We start from the raw sequence: 15,632 nt of genomic DNA, 5'->3' as shown, positions 1-15,632 counted from the left end.
AGAGCTTCAGGGCTTACGCGCGTCATGCCTGCCGTGCGGCCCGCCGCTCCATGGCGTCGCGGGCCGCGTCCTCCGTCACGTACACCTCGCACATGTGCCGCCCGTCGGGCGTCGCCGTGTGCTCGACCTCCCAGAGCGACACCTCCCTGCCGTCGCGCAGCAGGAACGCGTGCTCGTAGAGCGAGAACGGCAGTCCCGTCCGGCCCGCCCGGCCCGGGCGGCCGAAGGCCTGCGTGATCTGGTGCGCGAACGCCTTCGTCAGCAGCGCGGCCGTCTCCGCGTCCGGCCGGTCGGGGTTCTCCGCGCGGCGCAGCAGCCGGCGCGCGTGGTCCGCCGAGTCGTCCGGAACGTACACGTGCCGCGACTCGGGGACGGACGACAGCTCGACCAGCACCGGCAGTTCGAAGTCCGGCGTCTCCGGCGGCAGCGGCAGGCGTGCGGTCGCGGCGCGCAGCTCCTCCTCGTCGACGTACACCTCGTGCTGCGGGTCGCTGCCGCGCGCCGTGTTGTGGACGAGCTCCCAGAGCGTGATCGCCGAGCCGTCGGCGAGCAGCCAGGTGTGCCGGTACGTCTCGCGGTGCAGCCCCGCACTGTGGTGGGCGGAGTGCAGCGAACTGTCGTACGCCAGCGCGCAGTCGAGCTGTCGTATCGCCTCGTCGGGCAGCTCGAAGGAGTTCAGGGCACGGCCGAGGAGCCGCGCGAGGTGCTCCTCCGGAGACTCGGGCGACTCGGCTGGTTCGTACGCAGCCGTCTCGTACGGAACGCTCAAGGCTTCTCCCGGCGTTGCTGCATGTCACCTTGTGGGTGCATACCGTAGCCCCTCGGTCGGACATCATGTCCGGGAACCGAGAAAACGTACGCTGCGAAAACGCGCGGGCCGCACCAGGAGTTCCCACACGCTCCGACGTTCCGTCAGAAACCCTTGTCGTCCCGGATGTTGCCTTCCCGACTCTTGCCTAGCGCCCCCCGTACAACTCCTCGTACGACGGCCAGCTCCCGCCCGGCCCGTCCACCGGCTCGGCCGCGCGTACGGCCCGTACGATCGCGCGCGTCACGAGGTCCGCGCCGGCCGCGAGGATGTCGTTGAGGGCGAGGGGGTTCCCGGCGTCGAGCGGGCGCGCACCGGTGGCCAGCGCGAACACGGTGTCCCCGTCGTTCATCAGGTGCACCGGGCGCACAGCGCGTGCGATGCCGTCGTGTGCCGTGCCGGCCAGCTTCTGCGCCTGCGCCTTCGAGAGCTCCGCGTCGGTGGCGACCACCGCGAGCGTGGTGTTGAGGGGAGGCGGGGCGTTCCGGGCGGCGGCCTCGGCGAGACGCCCGCGCGCGGCCTGGTGGACCTCCGCCTCCGGGTACTCCACGCGCCCCTGGAACAACTCCCCGTACAGCACCCCCGTTTCGTGATCCAACGCCGATCCCACGGCGTTGGCGACCACCAGCGCGGCCACCGTGATCCCCGAGCCGAGGACCGTGCTCGCGGTGCCGATCCCGCCCTTGAGACCGCCCACCACGGCGCCGGTGCCGGCCCCCACGCAGCCTTCCCGCACCGGCGCGCCCGGAGCGCTCGCCGCGGCCGCCTCGACCGCCGCCCGCCCGGTGTCCGCGCCGGGGCGGGCCCGGAAGCCGCCGCCGCGTCCGAGATCGAAGACGCAGGCTGCGGGCACCACAGGGACGACGTGCGCGGGGTCCGCCCCGACCCGTACCCCGCGCCCCCGTTCCTCCAGCCACGCCATCACGCCGGACGCCGCGTCGAGCCCGTACGCACTACCGCCGGTGAGCACGATCGCGTCGACCTTCCGCACGAGGTTGCGCGGGTCGAGTGCGTCGGTCTCCTTGGTGCCGGGGCCGCCGCCACGCACGTCCACGGCGGCAACCGCCCCGCCCTCGGGAGCGAGGACGACCGTCGTACCGGTGAGCCAGCCGTCGCCGGTGCGGGTCGCGTGCCCCACGCGCACTCCGGCGACATCCGTCAACGCGTCAACTGTCATGGCAGTCAGTCTGTCCCAGCGCCGGGGCAGTCGGGCGGTGAGCGGTCGGGCGGGGGTGTCCGGGCGGGGGTCGGTCAGGCGGCGGCCGCTCTCGCTCTGTGCTCGCGCGCGGCGTTGCGTGCCGTCAGCTTCACGCCGGCCGCCACCGACAGCGCGGACACGAGGCCCGCCGCGAGCACCGCCGAGTCGCCCAGGAAGGTGCAGCAGAGCACGAGCGCCGCCGTGACCGGCTGCAGCAGTTGCTGGACGACACCCGCCTTGAAGTGCCGCGAGTGCAGCGCCCAGAGGGTCACCAGGTAGAGCGCCGTCGGGATGGTCACGGCCGCCGAGGCCGCCAGGGTGGAGAGGTGAGCCTGACCGGCCACCTGCTCGACCGCCACTTCGAGACCGGCGCCGATCGCGGCGGCCGACGCGAAGATCACGTAGTGGCCGTAGCCCCACAGGAACGCCTGTCTGTTGGAGCGCAGATGCCCGTGGATGGGCGCCACGAAGTAGATCCACCAGGCGGAGAAGACGATCAGCAGGGCGCCCGCCGCGATCGGCAGCAGTTCGCCGAGCGCGCCGTGTGCGGCCATGGCGGATTTCACGGCGGTGGTGGCCGCGGCGACCGTCTCGCCGAGCACGATGATCGTGAACAGCCCGTACCGTTCGGCGATGTGGTGCGGATGCCAGGAGCTGGGGCACGCCCTCTCCGCGTACGCGGGCACGCACAGCTCGGCGATCGCCATCACCAGGAACACCCAGGCGCGGGCGGGTTCCGGGAGGACCACGAGACCCAGCCAGCCGACCTGGCACAGCAGCACGCCACCCGCGTACCGCAGGGCCATCGTTCTCTCCGTGCCCTCGGCCGATCTCGCGGCCCGCAGCCACTGCGCGGCCATCGCCAGCCGCATGATCGCGTACCCGAGCCAGATCGCCACGTAGTTGTGCTGGTCGAACGCCTCGGAGACACCGGCGGCCAGAACGAGGGCGCCGGCGACCTGGATCAGGGTGACGACGCGGTAGAGCACGTCGTCGTTGTCGTAGGCCGAGGCGAACCACGTGAAGTTCATCCAGGCCCACCAGACGGCGAAGAAGAGCATCGCGTAGTTCAGGACGCCCTCGCCCGCGTGGCCCGTGGCCACCGCGTGCACCAGGGCGATGCCCGCCTGCGCGATGGCCACGACGAAGCACAGGTCGAAGAAGAGCTCGAGCGGTGAGGAGACCCGGTGTGCCTCCTTGCGCCCGCGTGCGGTGAGACGGCGCAGAGGGCGGGACGGGTGGTGCTCGCCAGGAGAGGCGGGGGCCTGGGCGGAACTCGACATCATGCCCCTCAGCACAGCAGATAACCGCGGCGAAATCCTGTGCGGCGACGGGCCGGGGCGGGTTCGGTGCGGCGGGCCGTACCCTTGTCGCATGAGCACCGCCCCCGCCCCCGAGCCGCGCGACCCGAAGGCCGCGCTGATCTTCGACGATCCGCTGAACCAGCAGTCCTCCGACGACACGGACCGCGGGTGGGGCGAGCGGAGCGACGGCGACAGCGCCGCCGACCTGAAGCGCTTCCTCGACGAGAAGCCGCCCCACCACATCTGACCCGGGCGCCGCCGCCGGTCCGGCCATCCCTTCTGGTCCGGCCATCGCTTCTGGGCCGGTCGCTCCTTCTGGCCCGGCCGTGCCTTCCGGTCAGGGCTCGCCCGGAGTGCCGCTACCTTCCGTCGTGGCCCGAACCGCGCTGGGCGACCAGTGCGTCGCGGATCTCCTTGAGCACGTCGACCTCGGTCTGCTCGGGGATCGGGATGACCTCGGGCGTGCCCTCCTTCGCCTTCTTGCGGGCCTCCACCCGGGCCAGGTACTTGGCCATCGGCAGGACCATCAGGAAGTACACCACCGCGGCGGTGATCAGGAACTGGAGTGCGGCGCCGAGGACCGAACCCCACATCAGCTGGATGCCGTCCCCGCCCTTGCACGACGAGCTCAGGCACGAGCTGTAGTGGTCGAGGTTCTGCGTTCCGATCGCACCGACCACCGGGCTGATGATGCCCTTCACGACCGCGTTGACGATGTTCGTGAAGGCGGCGCCGATGACCACGGCGACTGCCAGGTCGACGACGTTGCCACGCATCAGGAAGGCTTTGAAGCCTTCCCAGACAGTCGGTTCCTTCTCTTCGGTCACCTCGAGGCCTTTCCATGCACGCACAGGGTGTGGAACAAAACGCTCCGCAACCTACGGCACCACTAGGCCATCCTGTCCAATTCGCTAGCTGGATCGAGCGACTTGACGACGTTTCGCCGAGATTGGGACACGGAGTGTTCAGCACAGCGTCACCGCCAGCCGTGCCGTCGCGCTCGCGCCGACGAGGCGGGCCGCGGTGGAGCGGGGCACCGCGAGCACGACCAGCGCACCCTGCTCCGCGGCGCCGTCCAGGGGCTCCGGCAGCTTCGTCACCCGCACCCCGCGCGCGATCACACGGGCATCGCCGCCCGCCGCCGGATCCTCCGCGGCGATGACGTCGACCCGGTCGCCCGGCCGCAGCAGCCGGACCGTGGCGGCGTCGGCGATGCGCACCGGTGCCGTGACCATGTCGGCCGCTCCGTGCCGCCGTACCGGAACCGCCGTGGGATGACCGCGGGCCCCCTCACCGCGGACCCCCTCGCTACGGCCCCCCTCGCTGTGGTGCGGGTCCGTCGTGACGCGCGGACCGGCCGCGACGAGCGCGGCAGCGGTGACGGCGAGACCGGCGGCCACGGCACGCCTCCGGTGACGTACGAGCCGTTGCAGCGGATACCGCCCGCCGCGCACCCGTACCGGCGTGAAGTGCGGGACCTCGCGCGTGGGGGGAGCGTCGGTGCCGAGCGGGAGCGGGGAGGGGAGCGGAGAGGACGAAGAAGAGGGGGACGAAGAAGGAGAGACAAGGGGAGAGGGAGACATCACGGCCACCACCTGCGACGAGAAGACCACGAGACGAGGAATCGGCTTGCGATGCCACGATGAGGCATCGCGCCGAAGCCCGCCGGAGCCCGTGGGCTACTGGCCGGTTGTGGACAACTCCCTCACCGGAACGAGGAGTTCCGAAGCGCTATGGCAGCTCAGAAGCGCTACGGCAGCTCGAAGCCCGGATCCATCCCGCCGAGCGCCTTCGTGCACAGGCAGTCCCGCTCCGCGTTGTCCGGCAGCGCTGCGACCGCGTCGAACAGCACGCCCCGCAGCCGGTCCACGTTGGCGGCGAACACCTGCAGTACCTCGTCGTGCGAGACGCCCTCGCCGGTCTCCGCTCCCGCGTCGAGATCGGTGACCAGGGTCAACGACGTGTAGCAGAGCTCCAGTTCACGGGCGAGAGCCGCCTCGGGGTGACCGGTCATGCCCACCACCGACCAGCCCTGCGCCTGGTGCCACAGGGACTCGGCGCGAGTGGAGAAGCGCGGGCCCTCGACCACGACCAGCGTGCCGCCGTCCACCGGCTCCCAGTTCCGGCCGCGAGCCGCCTTCAGCGCGGCGGCCCGGCCGGTGGGGCAGTAGGGGTCGGCCAGGGACACGTGCACCACGTTCGGCACGGTGCCGTCGGGCAGCGGCAGCCCGTCGAAGTACGTCTGTGACCGGGACTTCGTACGGTCCACCATCTGGTCCGGGACCAGCAGCGTGCCGGGCCCGTACTCGGGGCGCAGGCCGCCCACCGCGCAGGGGCCGAGGACCTGGCGGGCGCCCAGGGACCGCAGTGCCCAGAGGTTGGCCCGGTAGTTGATGCGGTGCGGCGGCAGGTGATGGCCGCGCCCGTGCCGGGGCAGGAAGGCGACCCGCCGGCCGGCGATCTCGCCGAGGAAGAGTGAGTCGCTGGGCGCTCCGTAGGGAGTGTCCACCTGGACCTCGGTCACGTCCTCGAGGAACGAGTAGAAGCCCGAGCCACCGATTACGCCGATCTCTGCGTTCGCCATGACCAGCACATTAGCTGGCCGCGAAAACGCGGGGGAGCCGTTGCCCGGGAACGCCGCAGACCCGACCGTCGGGACGACGACCGGGCCTGCGGGAGGTGTCTCAGGCGGCGGAGCTGCTGGCCGAGCTCGACGACGACGAAGAAGACGAAGACGACGAAGACGACGACTTCGAGTCCGACGAAGACGAGGAGGAGCCGGACGAGGAGCTCGACGACTTCGAGGCCGGGCTGCTGCTCGACGAGGAGCCGCGACTGTCGTTGCGGTAGAAGCCGGAGCCCTTGAAGACGATGCCGACCGCGGAGAACACCTTCTTCAGGCGGCCAGCGCAGCTGGGGCACTCGGTCAGGGCGTCGTCGGTGAACTTCTGCACCGCCTCGAGGCCCTCGCCGCACTCGGTGCACTGGTACTGGTAGGTGGGCACTGTCTTCCTCCTGGCACTCTTACTCGATGAGTGCTAACGACGATCCATCTTGGCGTATTCCCGTGGATCAGTCCACCGGGACGACGACGCGGTGACCCACGCCACGCGTGACGGTACGGGTCGGAACCCGCGTGATCAGCATCGACCGCAGCGCCAGCAGAGTGGCGAGGGCGAGCACGGTGCCCGCCATCGGCACCAGGAACCCGGCGCCGTTCCACAGGCGGTCCTCCAACTGCCCGGCGACGGTGACCGCGGCCGCCTGGCCGAGCGCGACCGCCCCGGTCAGCCAGGTGAAGGCCTCGGTGCGGGCCCCGCCCGGGACCAGGCCCTCGACCAGCGTGTAGCCGGTGATCAGGGCGGGCGCGATGCACATGCCGACCAGCAGGCCGAGACCGGCCAGGACGAGTGCCGAGTGGGCGGTCCACAGGGCGGACGCGGCGAGCGCGAGCGCCGCGTACCCGAGGACGAGGCGCCGCTGTGGGGCCGCCTTCCAGGCGATCGCGCCGCACGCGACGCCGGAGAGCATGTTGCCCGCGGCGAAGGTCCCGTACAGGGCGCCGTTCATGCCGGGTTCGCCGATGGACTGGCTGAACGCGGCGAGCGAGACCTGCATGCCGCCGAACACGGAGCCGATGCCCAGGAAGGTGACCACCAGGACGCGTACCCCGGGGACGCGCAGAGCGGAGACGTGCTCCACGCGCGCCTGCCCGCTGCCGCCGGTCACCGGTGGCTGCGTGCTCTTCCGCGCGGCGAACAGCAGACCGCCGACGAGCGTCAGCGCGGCCTCCGCGACCAGGCCGGCGGCCGGGGCCACGGTGGTGCACAGGGCCGTCGCCAGCAGCGGGCCGACGACGAAGGTCAGTTCGTCCGTGACGGACTCGAAGGCCGCCGCCGTGGCCATCAGGGGCGAGTCCTGGAGCCTGACGCCCCAGCGGGCGCGCACCATGGGGCCGATCTGCGGTACCGAGGCGCCGGTCGGCACGGCCGCCGCGAACAGCGCCCACAGGGGTGCGTGCGAGAGCGCGAGCGCCGTCAGGGCCAGTGCCGACAGCGTGTGGACGAGGACGCCGGGGATCAGCACGGCGCGCTGGCCGTAGCGGTCGGCGAGACGTCCGCTGTACGGCGCGAACAGCGCCATGGAGGTCCCGGTGACCGCGGCCGCGGCGCCCGCGACGCCGTACGAGCCGGTGGTGTGCCGTACGAGCAGCACGATGGAGAGGGTGAGCATCGCGAACGGCTGGCGCGCCGCGAAGCCGGGGAGCAGGAACGTCCAGGCGCCGCGGGTGCGCAGCAGTTGTCCGTATCCGGGGCGAGACGGCGCCGCCGTGTTCTTCGACGGCTCGGTGGTGACCGTGGCTACCACGGCCCGTGCCTTTCTGCCGCCTGGTAGCGCGGCCCCATTTCTTGTTTGGCGGGGAGCGCCGAGAGCTGTCCTCTTGCGCGGAACTGCGGTAGATACCGGCGCCCACGGAAGGGGGCGTACCGGCCGCCATACGGTCGCGCCAGCTCTGCGTCAGGCAGAGTTGGTCCGATCAGGTCCCTTCATCGTACGGGCACTCCGGAAGCCGTACGCGAAGCCACCGGAAGCCGCGCTCGACGCCCCTCGCCCCCTTCAACGCCCTGTGCTTCCGCCGCCGTCCGTGCCCAGCCAGTCGGCCAGCTTGCCGCCGCGGCCGACCGCGCGCAGGCGGCGTTCCGCGTCGTCCCGGACGGGGTCGGTGGCGACCACGAGCAGTTCGTCCCCGTGGCGCAGGACGGTCGTGGGCAGCGGGACGAACGATTTTCCGTCGCGTACGACGAGCGTGACGGCGGCCCCGGGCGGCAGGCGCAGCTCGTTCACCTCGACGCCGTGCATGCGCGAGTCCTCGGGGATCACGACCGACAGCAGATGCCCGCGCAGCCGCTCCAGGGGCGCCGACTCGATGCCCAGGTCGGCGGCCTCGCCCTCCTGGCCGAGCCGCAGCTTGCCGGCCAGCCAGGGGAGCGTCGGGCCCTGGACGAGGGTGAAGACGACGACCAGGACGAAGACGATGTTGAAGACGTGGCGGCTGCCCGCGACGTGGTTCACCATGGGGATCGTCGCCAGGATGATGGGCACGGCTCCACGCAGCCCGGCCCAGGACATCAGCCCCTGCTCGCGCCACGGCACCCGGAACGGCGCCAGGCTGAGCACCACGCTCAGCGGCCGCGCCACCAAGGTCAGAACGAGCCCGATGACCAGGGCGGGCCAGATGTCCGCGCCCATGTCGTGCGGCGTGACGAGCAGGCCGAGCAGGACGAACATGCCGATCTGGGCGATCCAGCCGAGCCCTTCGGCGAAGCCGCGCGTGGCGGGCCAGTGCGGCAGCTTGGCGTTGCCGAGCACCATGGAGGCGAGGTAGACGGCGAGGAAGCCGCTGCCGTGTGCCAGCGCGCCGGCCGCGTACGCCGTGACCGCGATCGCCAGCACGGCGATCGGGTAGAGGCCGGAGGCGGGCAGCGCCACGCGCCGTAGTCCCCAGGCGCCCAGCCAGCCCACCGCGAGTCCGGTGGCGGCGCCGATGGCCAGCTCCAGGAGGATCTCGCCCAGCAGCACGTACCAGTGCTCGACCGGTCCCGCCGTCGAGAAGGCGACGACCAGGATGACGACCGGGGCGTCGTTGAAGCCCGACTCCGCCTCCAACGTGCCCATCACGCGCGCGGGGAGGGGAATTCTGCGCAGGACGGAGAACACCGCCGCCGCGTCCGTCGAGGACACCACCGCCCCGATGATGAGCGCCTGCCGCCACTCCAGCCCGATCAGGTAGTGCGCGCCCGCCGCCGTGACCCCGACGCTCACCGCCACGCCGAGCAGTGCCATGGTCGAGGCGGCCGGCAGGGCCGGACCGATCTCCTTCCACTTCGTGCTCAGACCGCCCTCGGCCAGGATCACGACCAGGGCCGCGTAGCCGATGACCTGGGTCAGCTCGGCATTGCTGAAGCGGACACCACCGATGCCGTCCGTGCCCATGAGGATGCCGATCCCCAGGTAGATGAGCAGGCTGGGGAGTCCGCTGCGTGAGGAGATCCGGACCGCCGCGACGGCGACGAGCAGGACGACGGAGCAGGCGAGCAGGAGCTGGTTGAGGTGGTGGACAGTCAGCGGCGGTTCCCTTCACTGGCTCGCGCGGTCGGCGCGACGCTCACGGACACGAGATCTCGTGACGCTCACGTACACAAGATCCGAGGATGGGGCGGTTTCGCACCCAGGTACTTCGTTACCTTACCTAACTCTTGACGCTTTCTTGATGCTCGCCGGGGCAGGGTCGAACATCCGTCCGCGCCGGTTCCCGACTCCGCGTCAAGGCGTCCGGGCCCCTGCGCCTATGGTTGCTCCAGCACTCCCGGACCGCCTGCCGCTCGCGTTAGGACAGCAAGGACAGCGATGCCCCCGAATACCACCGCCCCATCGGGTGACAAGCCCGGCAAGTCCGGCAGGAAGAAGGGGCGCAGAGCCCGTCTGATCGTGCTGGTACTGGTCCTGGCGATCGTCGGAGGCGTCACCGGCGGCGCGTACTGGTCGGTCAGTACCGTCCGTTCCTCTTTCCCGCAGACGAAGGGCTCGATCACGCTCCACGGCCTCTCGGGGCCCGTCGACGTGAAGCGGGACGGCCACGGCATCCCGCAGATCTACGCCTCCTCCGACGCGGACCTGTTCATGGCGCAGGGCTACGTCCAGGCGCAGGACCGGTTCTACGAGATGGACGTCCGCCGGCACATGACGTCGGGGCGCCTGTCGGAGATGTTCGGCAAGGACCAGGTCAAGAACGACGAGTTCCTGCGCACCCTGGGCTGGGACCGGGTCGCCAAGCAGGAGTACGACAAGACGCTGTCGCCCGCCACGAAGAAGTACCTCCAGGCGTACGCCAAGGGAGTCAACTCCTATCTCCAGGGCAAGGAGGGCAAGGACATCTCCCTGGAGTACGCGGCCCTCGGCTTCACCAGCGACTACAAGCCGCGGAAGTGGACCCCGGTCGACTCGGTCTCCTGGCTCAAGGCGATGGCCTGGGACCTGCGCGGCAACATGCGCGACGAGATCGACCGCGCCCTGATGACGAGCCGCCTCGGTCCGCAGCAGATCAAGGACCTGTACCCGGACTACCCCTACGGCCGCAACAAGGCGATCGTCCAGCAGGGCCAGTACAACGCGCTCAGCAAGACGTTCCAGCAGACGGGCGCCGCGACGGGCTCGGCGGGTGGCGGCACCGGTGCCACGGGCTCGGCGAGCACGCACGCCTCGACCGCCTCGACCGGCTCCTCCTCGTCCTCGTCGTCCGCGACGCGGGCGACCCTCACGAGCCAGCTGTCCGGCCTCCGCAGAGTTCTCGACGGCGTCCCCACGGCCGTCGGCGTCAACGGCCAGGGCATCGGCTCCAACTCCTGGGTCGTGGGCGGCGCGCACACGATCACCGGCAAGCCGCTGCTGGCCAACGACCCGCACCTGTCGGCCTCGCTGCCCTCCGTCTGGTACCAGATGGGCCTGCACTGTCGCAGCATCTCCGCCGCGTGCCGGTACGACGTTTCCGGCTACACCTTCGCCGGCATGCCCGGCGTGGTCATCGGCCACAACGCGAACATCGCCTGGGGCATGACCAACTCCGGTGTCGACGCCACCGACCTCTACCTGGAGAAGATCAGCGGCGACGGCTACCTCTACGACGGCAAGGTCAGGCCCTTCACCAGCCGCGAGGAGACCATCAAGGTCGCCGGGGGCGCGCCCAAGAAGATCGTGGTCCGGCAGACCAGCGACGGGATGCCCCTGCTGTCCGACCGTGACGGCGAACTCGTCAAGGTCGGCAGGAAGGCCGCCGTCGACACTGCCGCGCCCGACCGCGGCGACGGCTACGGCATCGGCCTGAAGTGGACCGCCCTGCAGCCGGGCACCTCCATGGATGCCATCTTCGCCGTGGACAAGGCGGCCGACTGGAGCGAATTCCGTTCGGCGGCCGCGCAGCTCGACGCGCCCTCGCAGAACCTGATCTACGCCGACACCAAGAACAACATCGGCTACACGCTGCCCGGCCGCATCCCCATGCGCGCCAACGGCGACGACGGGTCCGTCCCGGCGCCGGGCTGGGACTCCCGGTACGCCTGGACCGGCTTCATCAAGCAGGCCGCGCTGCCCTACGAGTACAACCCCGCGCGCGGGTACATCGTCACCGCCAACCAGGCCGTGGTCGACAAGGACAAGTACCCCTACACCCTCACCACGGACTGGGGCTACGGCACCCGCAGCCAGCGCATCGCCGACCTGATCGACTCGAAGATCAGGGGCGGCGGCAAGATCTCGACCGACGACATGCGCCAGATGCAGCTGGACGACAGCAGCGAGATCGCCAAGCTGCTCGTGCCCAAGCTGCTGAAGATCAACCTTGCGGACAAGGACGTCCGTCAGGCGCAGAAGCTGCTCGAGGGCTGGGACTACACCCAGGACTCCGACTCCGCGGCGGCCGCCTACTTCAACGCGGTCTGGCGCAACATCCTCAAGCTCGGCTTCGGCAACAAGCTGCCCAAGGAGCTGCGGGTCAAGGGCCAGTGCCTGTGGGTCGACAAGACCGACAACACCGGACCGGTGGACGACGACGCCAAGGTGCGCGAGTGCGGCGAGCGCGATGCCGACCAGGCGCAGCCGGACGGCGGCGACCGCTGGTTCGAGGTCGTGCGCACGCTCATGGACAAGCCGGACAGCGACTGGTGGAAGACGCCGGCGTCGGGCACCCGTCCGAAGGCCGACAACCGCGACCAGCTGTTCGCCCGCGCCATGATCGACGCCCGCTGGGAGCTGACCGCGAAGCTCGGCAAGGACATCGACACCTGGAGCTGGGGCCGGCTGCACCGCCTGTTCCTGAAGAACCAGACGCTGGGCAACGACGGTTCCGGCATGCTCCAGTACGTCCTCAACCGCGGCCCCTGGAAGCTCAGCGGCGGCGAGGCGACGGTCGACGCGACCGGCTGGAACGCCGCCGGCGGCTACGGCGTCGTGTGGGTGCCGTCGATGCGGATGGTGGTCAACCTCGGCGACTTCGACAAGTCCCGGTGGATCAACCTCACCGGAGCCTCCGGGCACGCCTACAGCGCGCACTACGTCGACCAGACCGGCAAGTGGGTCAACGGCGGTCTGCTGCCGTGGGCGTACTCCGAGAAGGCGGTCGGCGGGGCGACGAGCGACACGCTGGTGCTCAAGCCGTGACCCGCTGACGGCACACCGGTGAACCGGTGACCGGCAGACCTGTGAAAGGGCCCTCCACGCGCGCGTGGAGGGCCCTTTCGGGCTTCGGGCCGGCCCGCGCGCGTGTCAGGCCGCCCCGAACCGGCGCACGCCCGACGGCGTCACCACCGCGTCCACCGGCCGGTCGTGCGCCTCGGCGGGAACGCGCGCGACGACCTCCGTGTCGTACAGGAGCACCACCAGGGCGGGGCGGGCGCCCGCGCGCTCCAGACGGGCCAGCACACGGTCGTACGACCCTCCGCCACGCCCCAGGCGCATACCGTGCGCGTCCACCGCGAGCCCGGGCAGCAGGACGACGTCGGCGGAGGTCACGGCGTCGGGGCCGAGGCGCTCGCCCGCGGGCTCGAAGAGCGCCATCTTTCCGCCGTGTTGGACGCGCACGAGGGAGTCCTCCCCGGTGTAGGAGCCCCAGTCCAGGTCGTTGTCCGGCAGAAGCGCGGGCAGCAGGACGCGTACGCCCCGCGCGCGCAGTGCGTCCAGCAGCGCGCGCGTGCCGGGCTCGCTGCCGACGGAGACGTACGCCGCCACCGTGTGCGCACCGGTCAGTTCGGGCAGTTCGAGCGCGCGCTCGGCCAGCGCCGCGCCCGCCTCCTCGACGACACCCGCCGTCAATCTGCTCCTCACCGCGAGGAACTCTCGCCGCCACATTCGCTTGTCAGGCTCGGCCTCAGGTCCTACGTGATTCACAGGTTTTTCTCGTACCCTTCTTAATCCGGTCATTTGAGATCGAATTAACCGGAGCCGGAGATTCCATTCAAAGGCACCGGATAGGGTTGCGGCATGACTCAGGCGCAACCCAGGATCACCAAGGCTGTCATTCCCGCAGCAGGTCTCGGTACCCGCTTCCTGCCGGCCACCAAAGCCACTCCCAAGGAGATGCTGCCGGTCGTGGACAAGCCCGCGATCCAGTACGTGGTCGAAGAGGCCGTGTCCGCGGGGCTCGACGACGTCCTCATGATCACCGGGCGCAACAAGCGCCCCCTGGAGGACCACTTCGACCGCAACTACGAGCTCGAGTCGGCGCTGCAGAAGAAGGGTGACGCCGAACGCCTCGGCAAGGTCCAGGAGTCCAGCGACCTCGCGACCATGCACTATGTGCGCCAGGGCGACCCCCGGGGCCTCGGTCACGCCGTCCTGTGCGCGGCCCCGCACGTCGGCCACGAGCCCTTCGCCGTCCTGCTCGGCGACGACCTGATCGACCCGCGCGACCCCCTCCTCGCCCGCATGATCGAGGTCCAGGAGCGGCACGGCGGCAGTGTCGTCGCGCTCATGGAGGTCGAGCCCGAGCAGATCCACCTCTACGGCTGCGCGGCCGTGGAGGCCACCGAGGACGGCGACGTCGTCAAGGTGAGCGACCTGGTCGAGAAGCCGGACGCGGCGGACGCCCCGTCCAGCTACGCGATCATCGGCCGCTATGTCCTCGACCCCCACATTTTCGACATACTGCGCAAGACCGAGCCGGGCCGCGGCGGCGAGATCCAACTCACGGACGCCCTCCAGCAGCTCGCCCAGGACGAGAAGGTCGGCGGCCCGGTGCACGGCGTCGTCTTCAAGGGCCGTCGCTATGACACCGGCGACCGTGGCGACTACCTGCGTGCCATTGTCAGACTTGCGTGCGAACGTGAAGACCTGGGACCGGACTTCCGGACCTGGCTTCGCAGTTACGTAGCCGAGGAGATGTAGTCACGTTGAGTAGCGCCGCGCCCCGGGCCGCCGGTCCGGACCACCTGTGGTCGGTGGACGAGCACCTGGAGGACATCCTCACCACGATCCGCCCGCTCGACCCCATCGATCTGCAACTGCTCGACGCCCAGGGCTGCGTCCTGGTCGACGACGTCATGGTGCCGGTCTCGCTGCCGCCCTTCGACAACAGCTCGATGGACGGGTACGCGGTCCGGGTCGCGGATGTCGCGGGCGCGAGCGAGGAGTTCCCGGCCGCCCTGGAGGTCGTCGGGGACGTCGCGGCGGGCGCCGCCGACCCGGTCCACGTGGGCCCGGGTCAGGCGGCCCGCATCATGACCGGCGCCCCGCTGCCGCCCGGCGCCGAGGCCGTCGTCCCCGTCGAGTGGACCGACGGCGGCCTGGGCGAGGGGCAGGCCACCGGCATGCGCGCCCGCAGCCTGGCCCCCGAGGGCGCCACCGGGCACGTCAGCGTGTACCGGCCGGTCGAGGAGCGCGCCCACGTGCGCGCGAAGGGCAGCGACGTGCGGGCCGGCGAGCGCGCCCTGGCGGCCGGCACGATCCTCGGCCCGCCGCAGATCGCCCTGCTCGCCTCGATCGGCCGCGGCACGGTACGCGTGCGCCCGCGCCCGCGCGTGGTCGTCATGTCCACCGGCAGCGAACTCATCCAGCCCGAGGGGGAGTTGGGCAGCGGCCAGATCTACGACTCCAACAGCTTCGCCCTCACCGCCGCCGCCCGGGCCGCCGGCGCCATCGCCTACCGGGTGGGCGGCGTCGACGACGACGCCGACACCCTCCGCTCCACCATCGAGGACCAGCTCGTCCGCGCCGACCTGCTCGTCACCACCGGCGGCGTGAGCGTCGGGGCGTACGACGTCGTCAAGGAGGCGCTGTCGCACGTCGGCGACGAGGACGAGCCCGGCGCCGGCGTCGATTTCCGCAAGCTCGCCATGCAGCCCGGCAAGCCGCAGGGCTTCGGCTCCGTCGGCCCCGACCACACCCCCCTGCTGGCCCTCCCCGGCAACCCGGTGTCGTCGTACGTGTCCTTCGAGCTGTTCGTCCGCCCCGCGATCCGCACCCTGATGGGGCTCGAGGACGTGCACAGGCCCCGGACCACGGCGATCCTGAAGACGGACGAGGCCCTGGGCTCCCCCAAGGGGCGCAGGCAGTTCCTGCGCGGGGCGTACGCCGACGGCGAGGTGACGCCCGTGGGCGGCACCGGATCCCACCTGATCGCAGCGCTGGCGCACGCCGACGCACTGATCGTCCTCCCCGAGGACGTCGACTCGGTCGAGCCCGGCGCCGAGGTCGAAGTGGTCCTGCTCGGGGGCTGACCGGGCCCCGCCGGGCCGGGCGCCCGCCCGCCTTCCGCGCCCGTTCGCGGAGGCCC

Annotated in this window: 14 protein-coding genes; 4 read left to right on the top strand and 10 right to left on the bottom strand. The window is 71.1% G+C overall.

The genetic code is table 11. The features are described from left to right. Window positions 1-22 precede the first annotated feature (22 nt). The 3 genes from ABZ910_RS16920 to ABZ910_RS16910 all read right to left on the bottom strand — a co-directional run bounded on the left by ABZ910_RS16920 (window position 23) and on the right by ABZ910_RS16910 (window position 3,292). Complete coding sequence (locus ABZ910_RS16920; RefSeq protein WP_361364936.1) at window positions 23-769, bottom strand: DUF6227 family protein; 747 nt, start codon at window positions 767-769, stop codon at window positions 23-25. Between the two features lie 187 nt (window positions 770-956). Then, on the bottom strand, window positions 957-1,985 hold the full coding sequence (locus tag ABZ910_RS16915) for a P1 family peptidase (protein WP_361364933.1): 1,029 nt from the start codon (window positions 1,983-1,985) through the stop codon (window positions 957-959). 74 nt (window positions 1,986-2,059) lie between these two features. Further along, entirely contained in the window at window positions 2,060-3,292 is a 1,233-nt protein-coding gene (locus tag ABZ910_RS16910) for a low temperature requirement protein A (RefSeq protein WP_361364930.1), read from the bottom strand. Window positions 3,293-3,380: 88 nt separating this feature from the next. Here ABZ910_RS16910 and ABZ910_RS16905 point away from each other — a divergent pair, with 88 nt between their 5' ends. Next, window positions 3,381-3,557, top strand: a complete 177-nt coding sequence (locus ABZ910_RS16905; RefSeq protein WP_361364927.1) for a hypothetical protein — start codon at window positions 3,381-3,383, stop codon at window positions 3,555-3,557. A 112-nt stretch (window positions 3,558-3,669) separates the two neighbouring features. Here ABZ910_RS16905 and mscL read toward each other — a convergent pair whose 3' ends face one another. The 6 genes from mscL to ABZ910_RS16875 form a co-directional block, all read right to left on the bottom strand. Continuing rightward, the gene (gene mscL, locus ABZ910_RS16900; RefSeq protein ID WP_361364924.1) at window positions 3,670-4,137 is read right to left on the bottom strand and encodes a large conductance mechanosensitive channel protein MscL; all 468 of its coding nucleotides are present in this window, start codon (window positions 4,135-4,137) and stop codon (window positions 3,670-3,672) included. 138 nt (window positions 4,138-4,275) lie between these two features. After that, window positions 4,276-4,893 (bottom strand): hypothetical protein, encoded by a 618-nt coding sequence (locus tag ABZ910_RS16895; RefSeq protein ID WP_361364921.1) that lies wholly within the window; start codon window positions 4,891-4,893, stop codon window positions 4,276-4,278. Window positions 4,894-5,060: 167 nt separating this feature from the next. Continuing rightward, on the bottom strand, window positions 5,061-5,894 hold the full coding sequence (locus tag ABZ910_RS16890) for an S-methyl-5'-thioadenosine phosphorylase (RefSeq protein ID WP_361364918.1): 834 nt from the start codon (window positions 5,892-5,894) through the stop codon (window positions 5,061-5,063). 100 nt (window positions 5,895-5,994) lie between these two features. Continuing rightward, on the bottom strand, window positions 5,995-6,315 hold the full coding sequence (locus ABZ910_RS16885) for an FmdB family zinc ribbon protein (protein ID WP_361364915.1): 321 nt from the start codon (window positions 6,313-6,315) through the stop codon (window positions 5,995-5,997). A 67-nt stretch (window positions 6,316-6,382) separates the two neighbouring features. Beyond that, the gene (locus ABZ910_RS16880; RefSeq protein ID WP_361364913.1) at window positions 6,383-7,678 is read right to left on the bottom strand and encodes an MFS transporter; all 1,296 of its coding nucleotides are present in this window, start codon (window positions 7,676-7,678) and stop codon (window positions 6,383-6,385) included. 249 nt (window positions 7,679-7,927) lie between these two features. Beyond that, a complete protein-coding gene (locus ABZ910_RS16875) occupies window positions 7,928-9,436 on the bottom strand; it encodes a potassium/proton antiporter (RefSeq protein WP_361365318.1) in 1,509 nt (502 codons plus the stop codon). Window positions 9,437-9,718: 282 nt separating this feature from the next. Here ABZ910_RS16875 and ABZ910_RS16870 point away from each other — a divergent pair, with 282 nt between their 5' ends. Further along, on the top strand, window positions 9,719-12,523 hold the full coding sequence (locus tag ABZ910_RS16870) for a penicillin acylase family protein (RefSeq protein ID WP_361364910.1): 2,805 nt from the start codon (window positions 9,719-9,721) through the stop codon (window positions 12,521-12,523). Window positions 12,524-12,628: 105 nt separating this feature from the next. On the opposite strand, the gene ABZ910_RS16865 is transcribed toward ABZ910_RS16870, so the two are convergent. Beyond that, complete coding sequence (locus ABZ910_RS16865) at window positions 12,629-13,210, bottom strand: 5-formyltetrahydrofolate cyclo-ligase (protein WP_361364907.1); 582 nt, start codon at window positions 13,208-13,210, stop codon at window positions 12,629-12,631. A 132-nt stretch (window positions 13,211-13,342) separates the two neighbouring features. Here ABZ910_RS16865 and galU point away from each other — a divergent pair, with 132 nt between their 5' ends. Continuing rightward, on the top strand, window positions 13,343-14,245 hold the full coding sequence (gene galU, locus ABZ910_RS16860; RefSeq protein WP_361364904.1) for a UTP--glucose-1-phosphate uridylyltransferase GalU: 903 nt from the start codon (window positions 13,343-13,345) through the stop codon (window positions 14,243-14,245). Window positions 14,246-14,250: 5 nt separating this feature from the next. After that, window positions 14,251-15,576 carry a gephyrin-like molybdotransferase Glp gene (gene glp, locus ABZ910_RS16855; protein ID WP_361364902.1) on the top strand — a complete coding sequence of 442 codons (1,326 nt, stop codon included), beginning with the start codon at window positions 14,251-14,253 and terminating at the stop codon, window positions 15,574-15,576. Window positions 15,577-15,632: the final 56 nt, after the last annotated feature.

The organism is Streptomyces sp. NPDC046805 (assembly GCF_040645355.1).
GTDB lineage: Bacteria > Actinomycetota > Actinomycetes > Streptomycetales > Streptomycetaceae > Streptomyces.
Note: the sequence above shows the minus strand (reverse complement) of the source record. Positions and strands in the feature narration are given on the sequence as shown.

Coding starts and splice junctions, on each gene's coding strand:
- ABZ910_RS16915 (WP_361364933.1), bottom strand. CDS start 1,985: ATGACAGTTGACGCGTTGACGGATGTCGCCGGAGTGCGCGTGGGGCAC.
- ABZ910_RS16910 (WP_361364930.1), bottom strand. CDS start 3,292: ATGATGTCGAGTTCCGCCCAGGCCCCCGCCTCTCCTGGCGAGCACCAC.
- ABZ910_RS16905 (WP_361364927.1), top strand. CDS start 3,381: ATGAGCACCGCCCCCGCCCCCGAGCCGCGCGACCCGAAGGCCGCGCTG.
- ABZ910_RS16895 (WP_361364921.1), bottom strand. CDS start 4,893: ATGTCTCCCTCTCCCCTTGTCTCTCCTTCTTCGTCCCCCTCTTCTTCG.
- ABZ910_RS16890 (WP_361364918.1), bottom strand. CDS start 5,894: ATGGCGAACGCAGAGATCGGCGTAATCGGTGGCTCGGGCTTCTACTCG.
- ABZ910_RS16870 (WP_361364910.1), top strand. CDS start 9,719: ATGCCCCCGAATACCACCGCCCCATCGGGTGACAAGCCCGGCAAGTCC.
- ABZ910_RS16865 (WP_361364907.1), bottom strand. CDS start 13,210: ATGTGGCGGCGAGAGTTCCTCGCGGTGAGGAGCAGATTGACGGCGGGT.
- galU (WP_361364904.1), top strand. CDS start 13,343: ATGACTCAGGCGCAACCCAGGATCACCAAGGCTGTCATTCCCGCAGCA.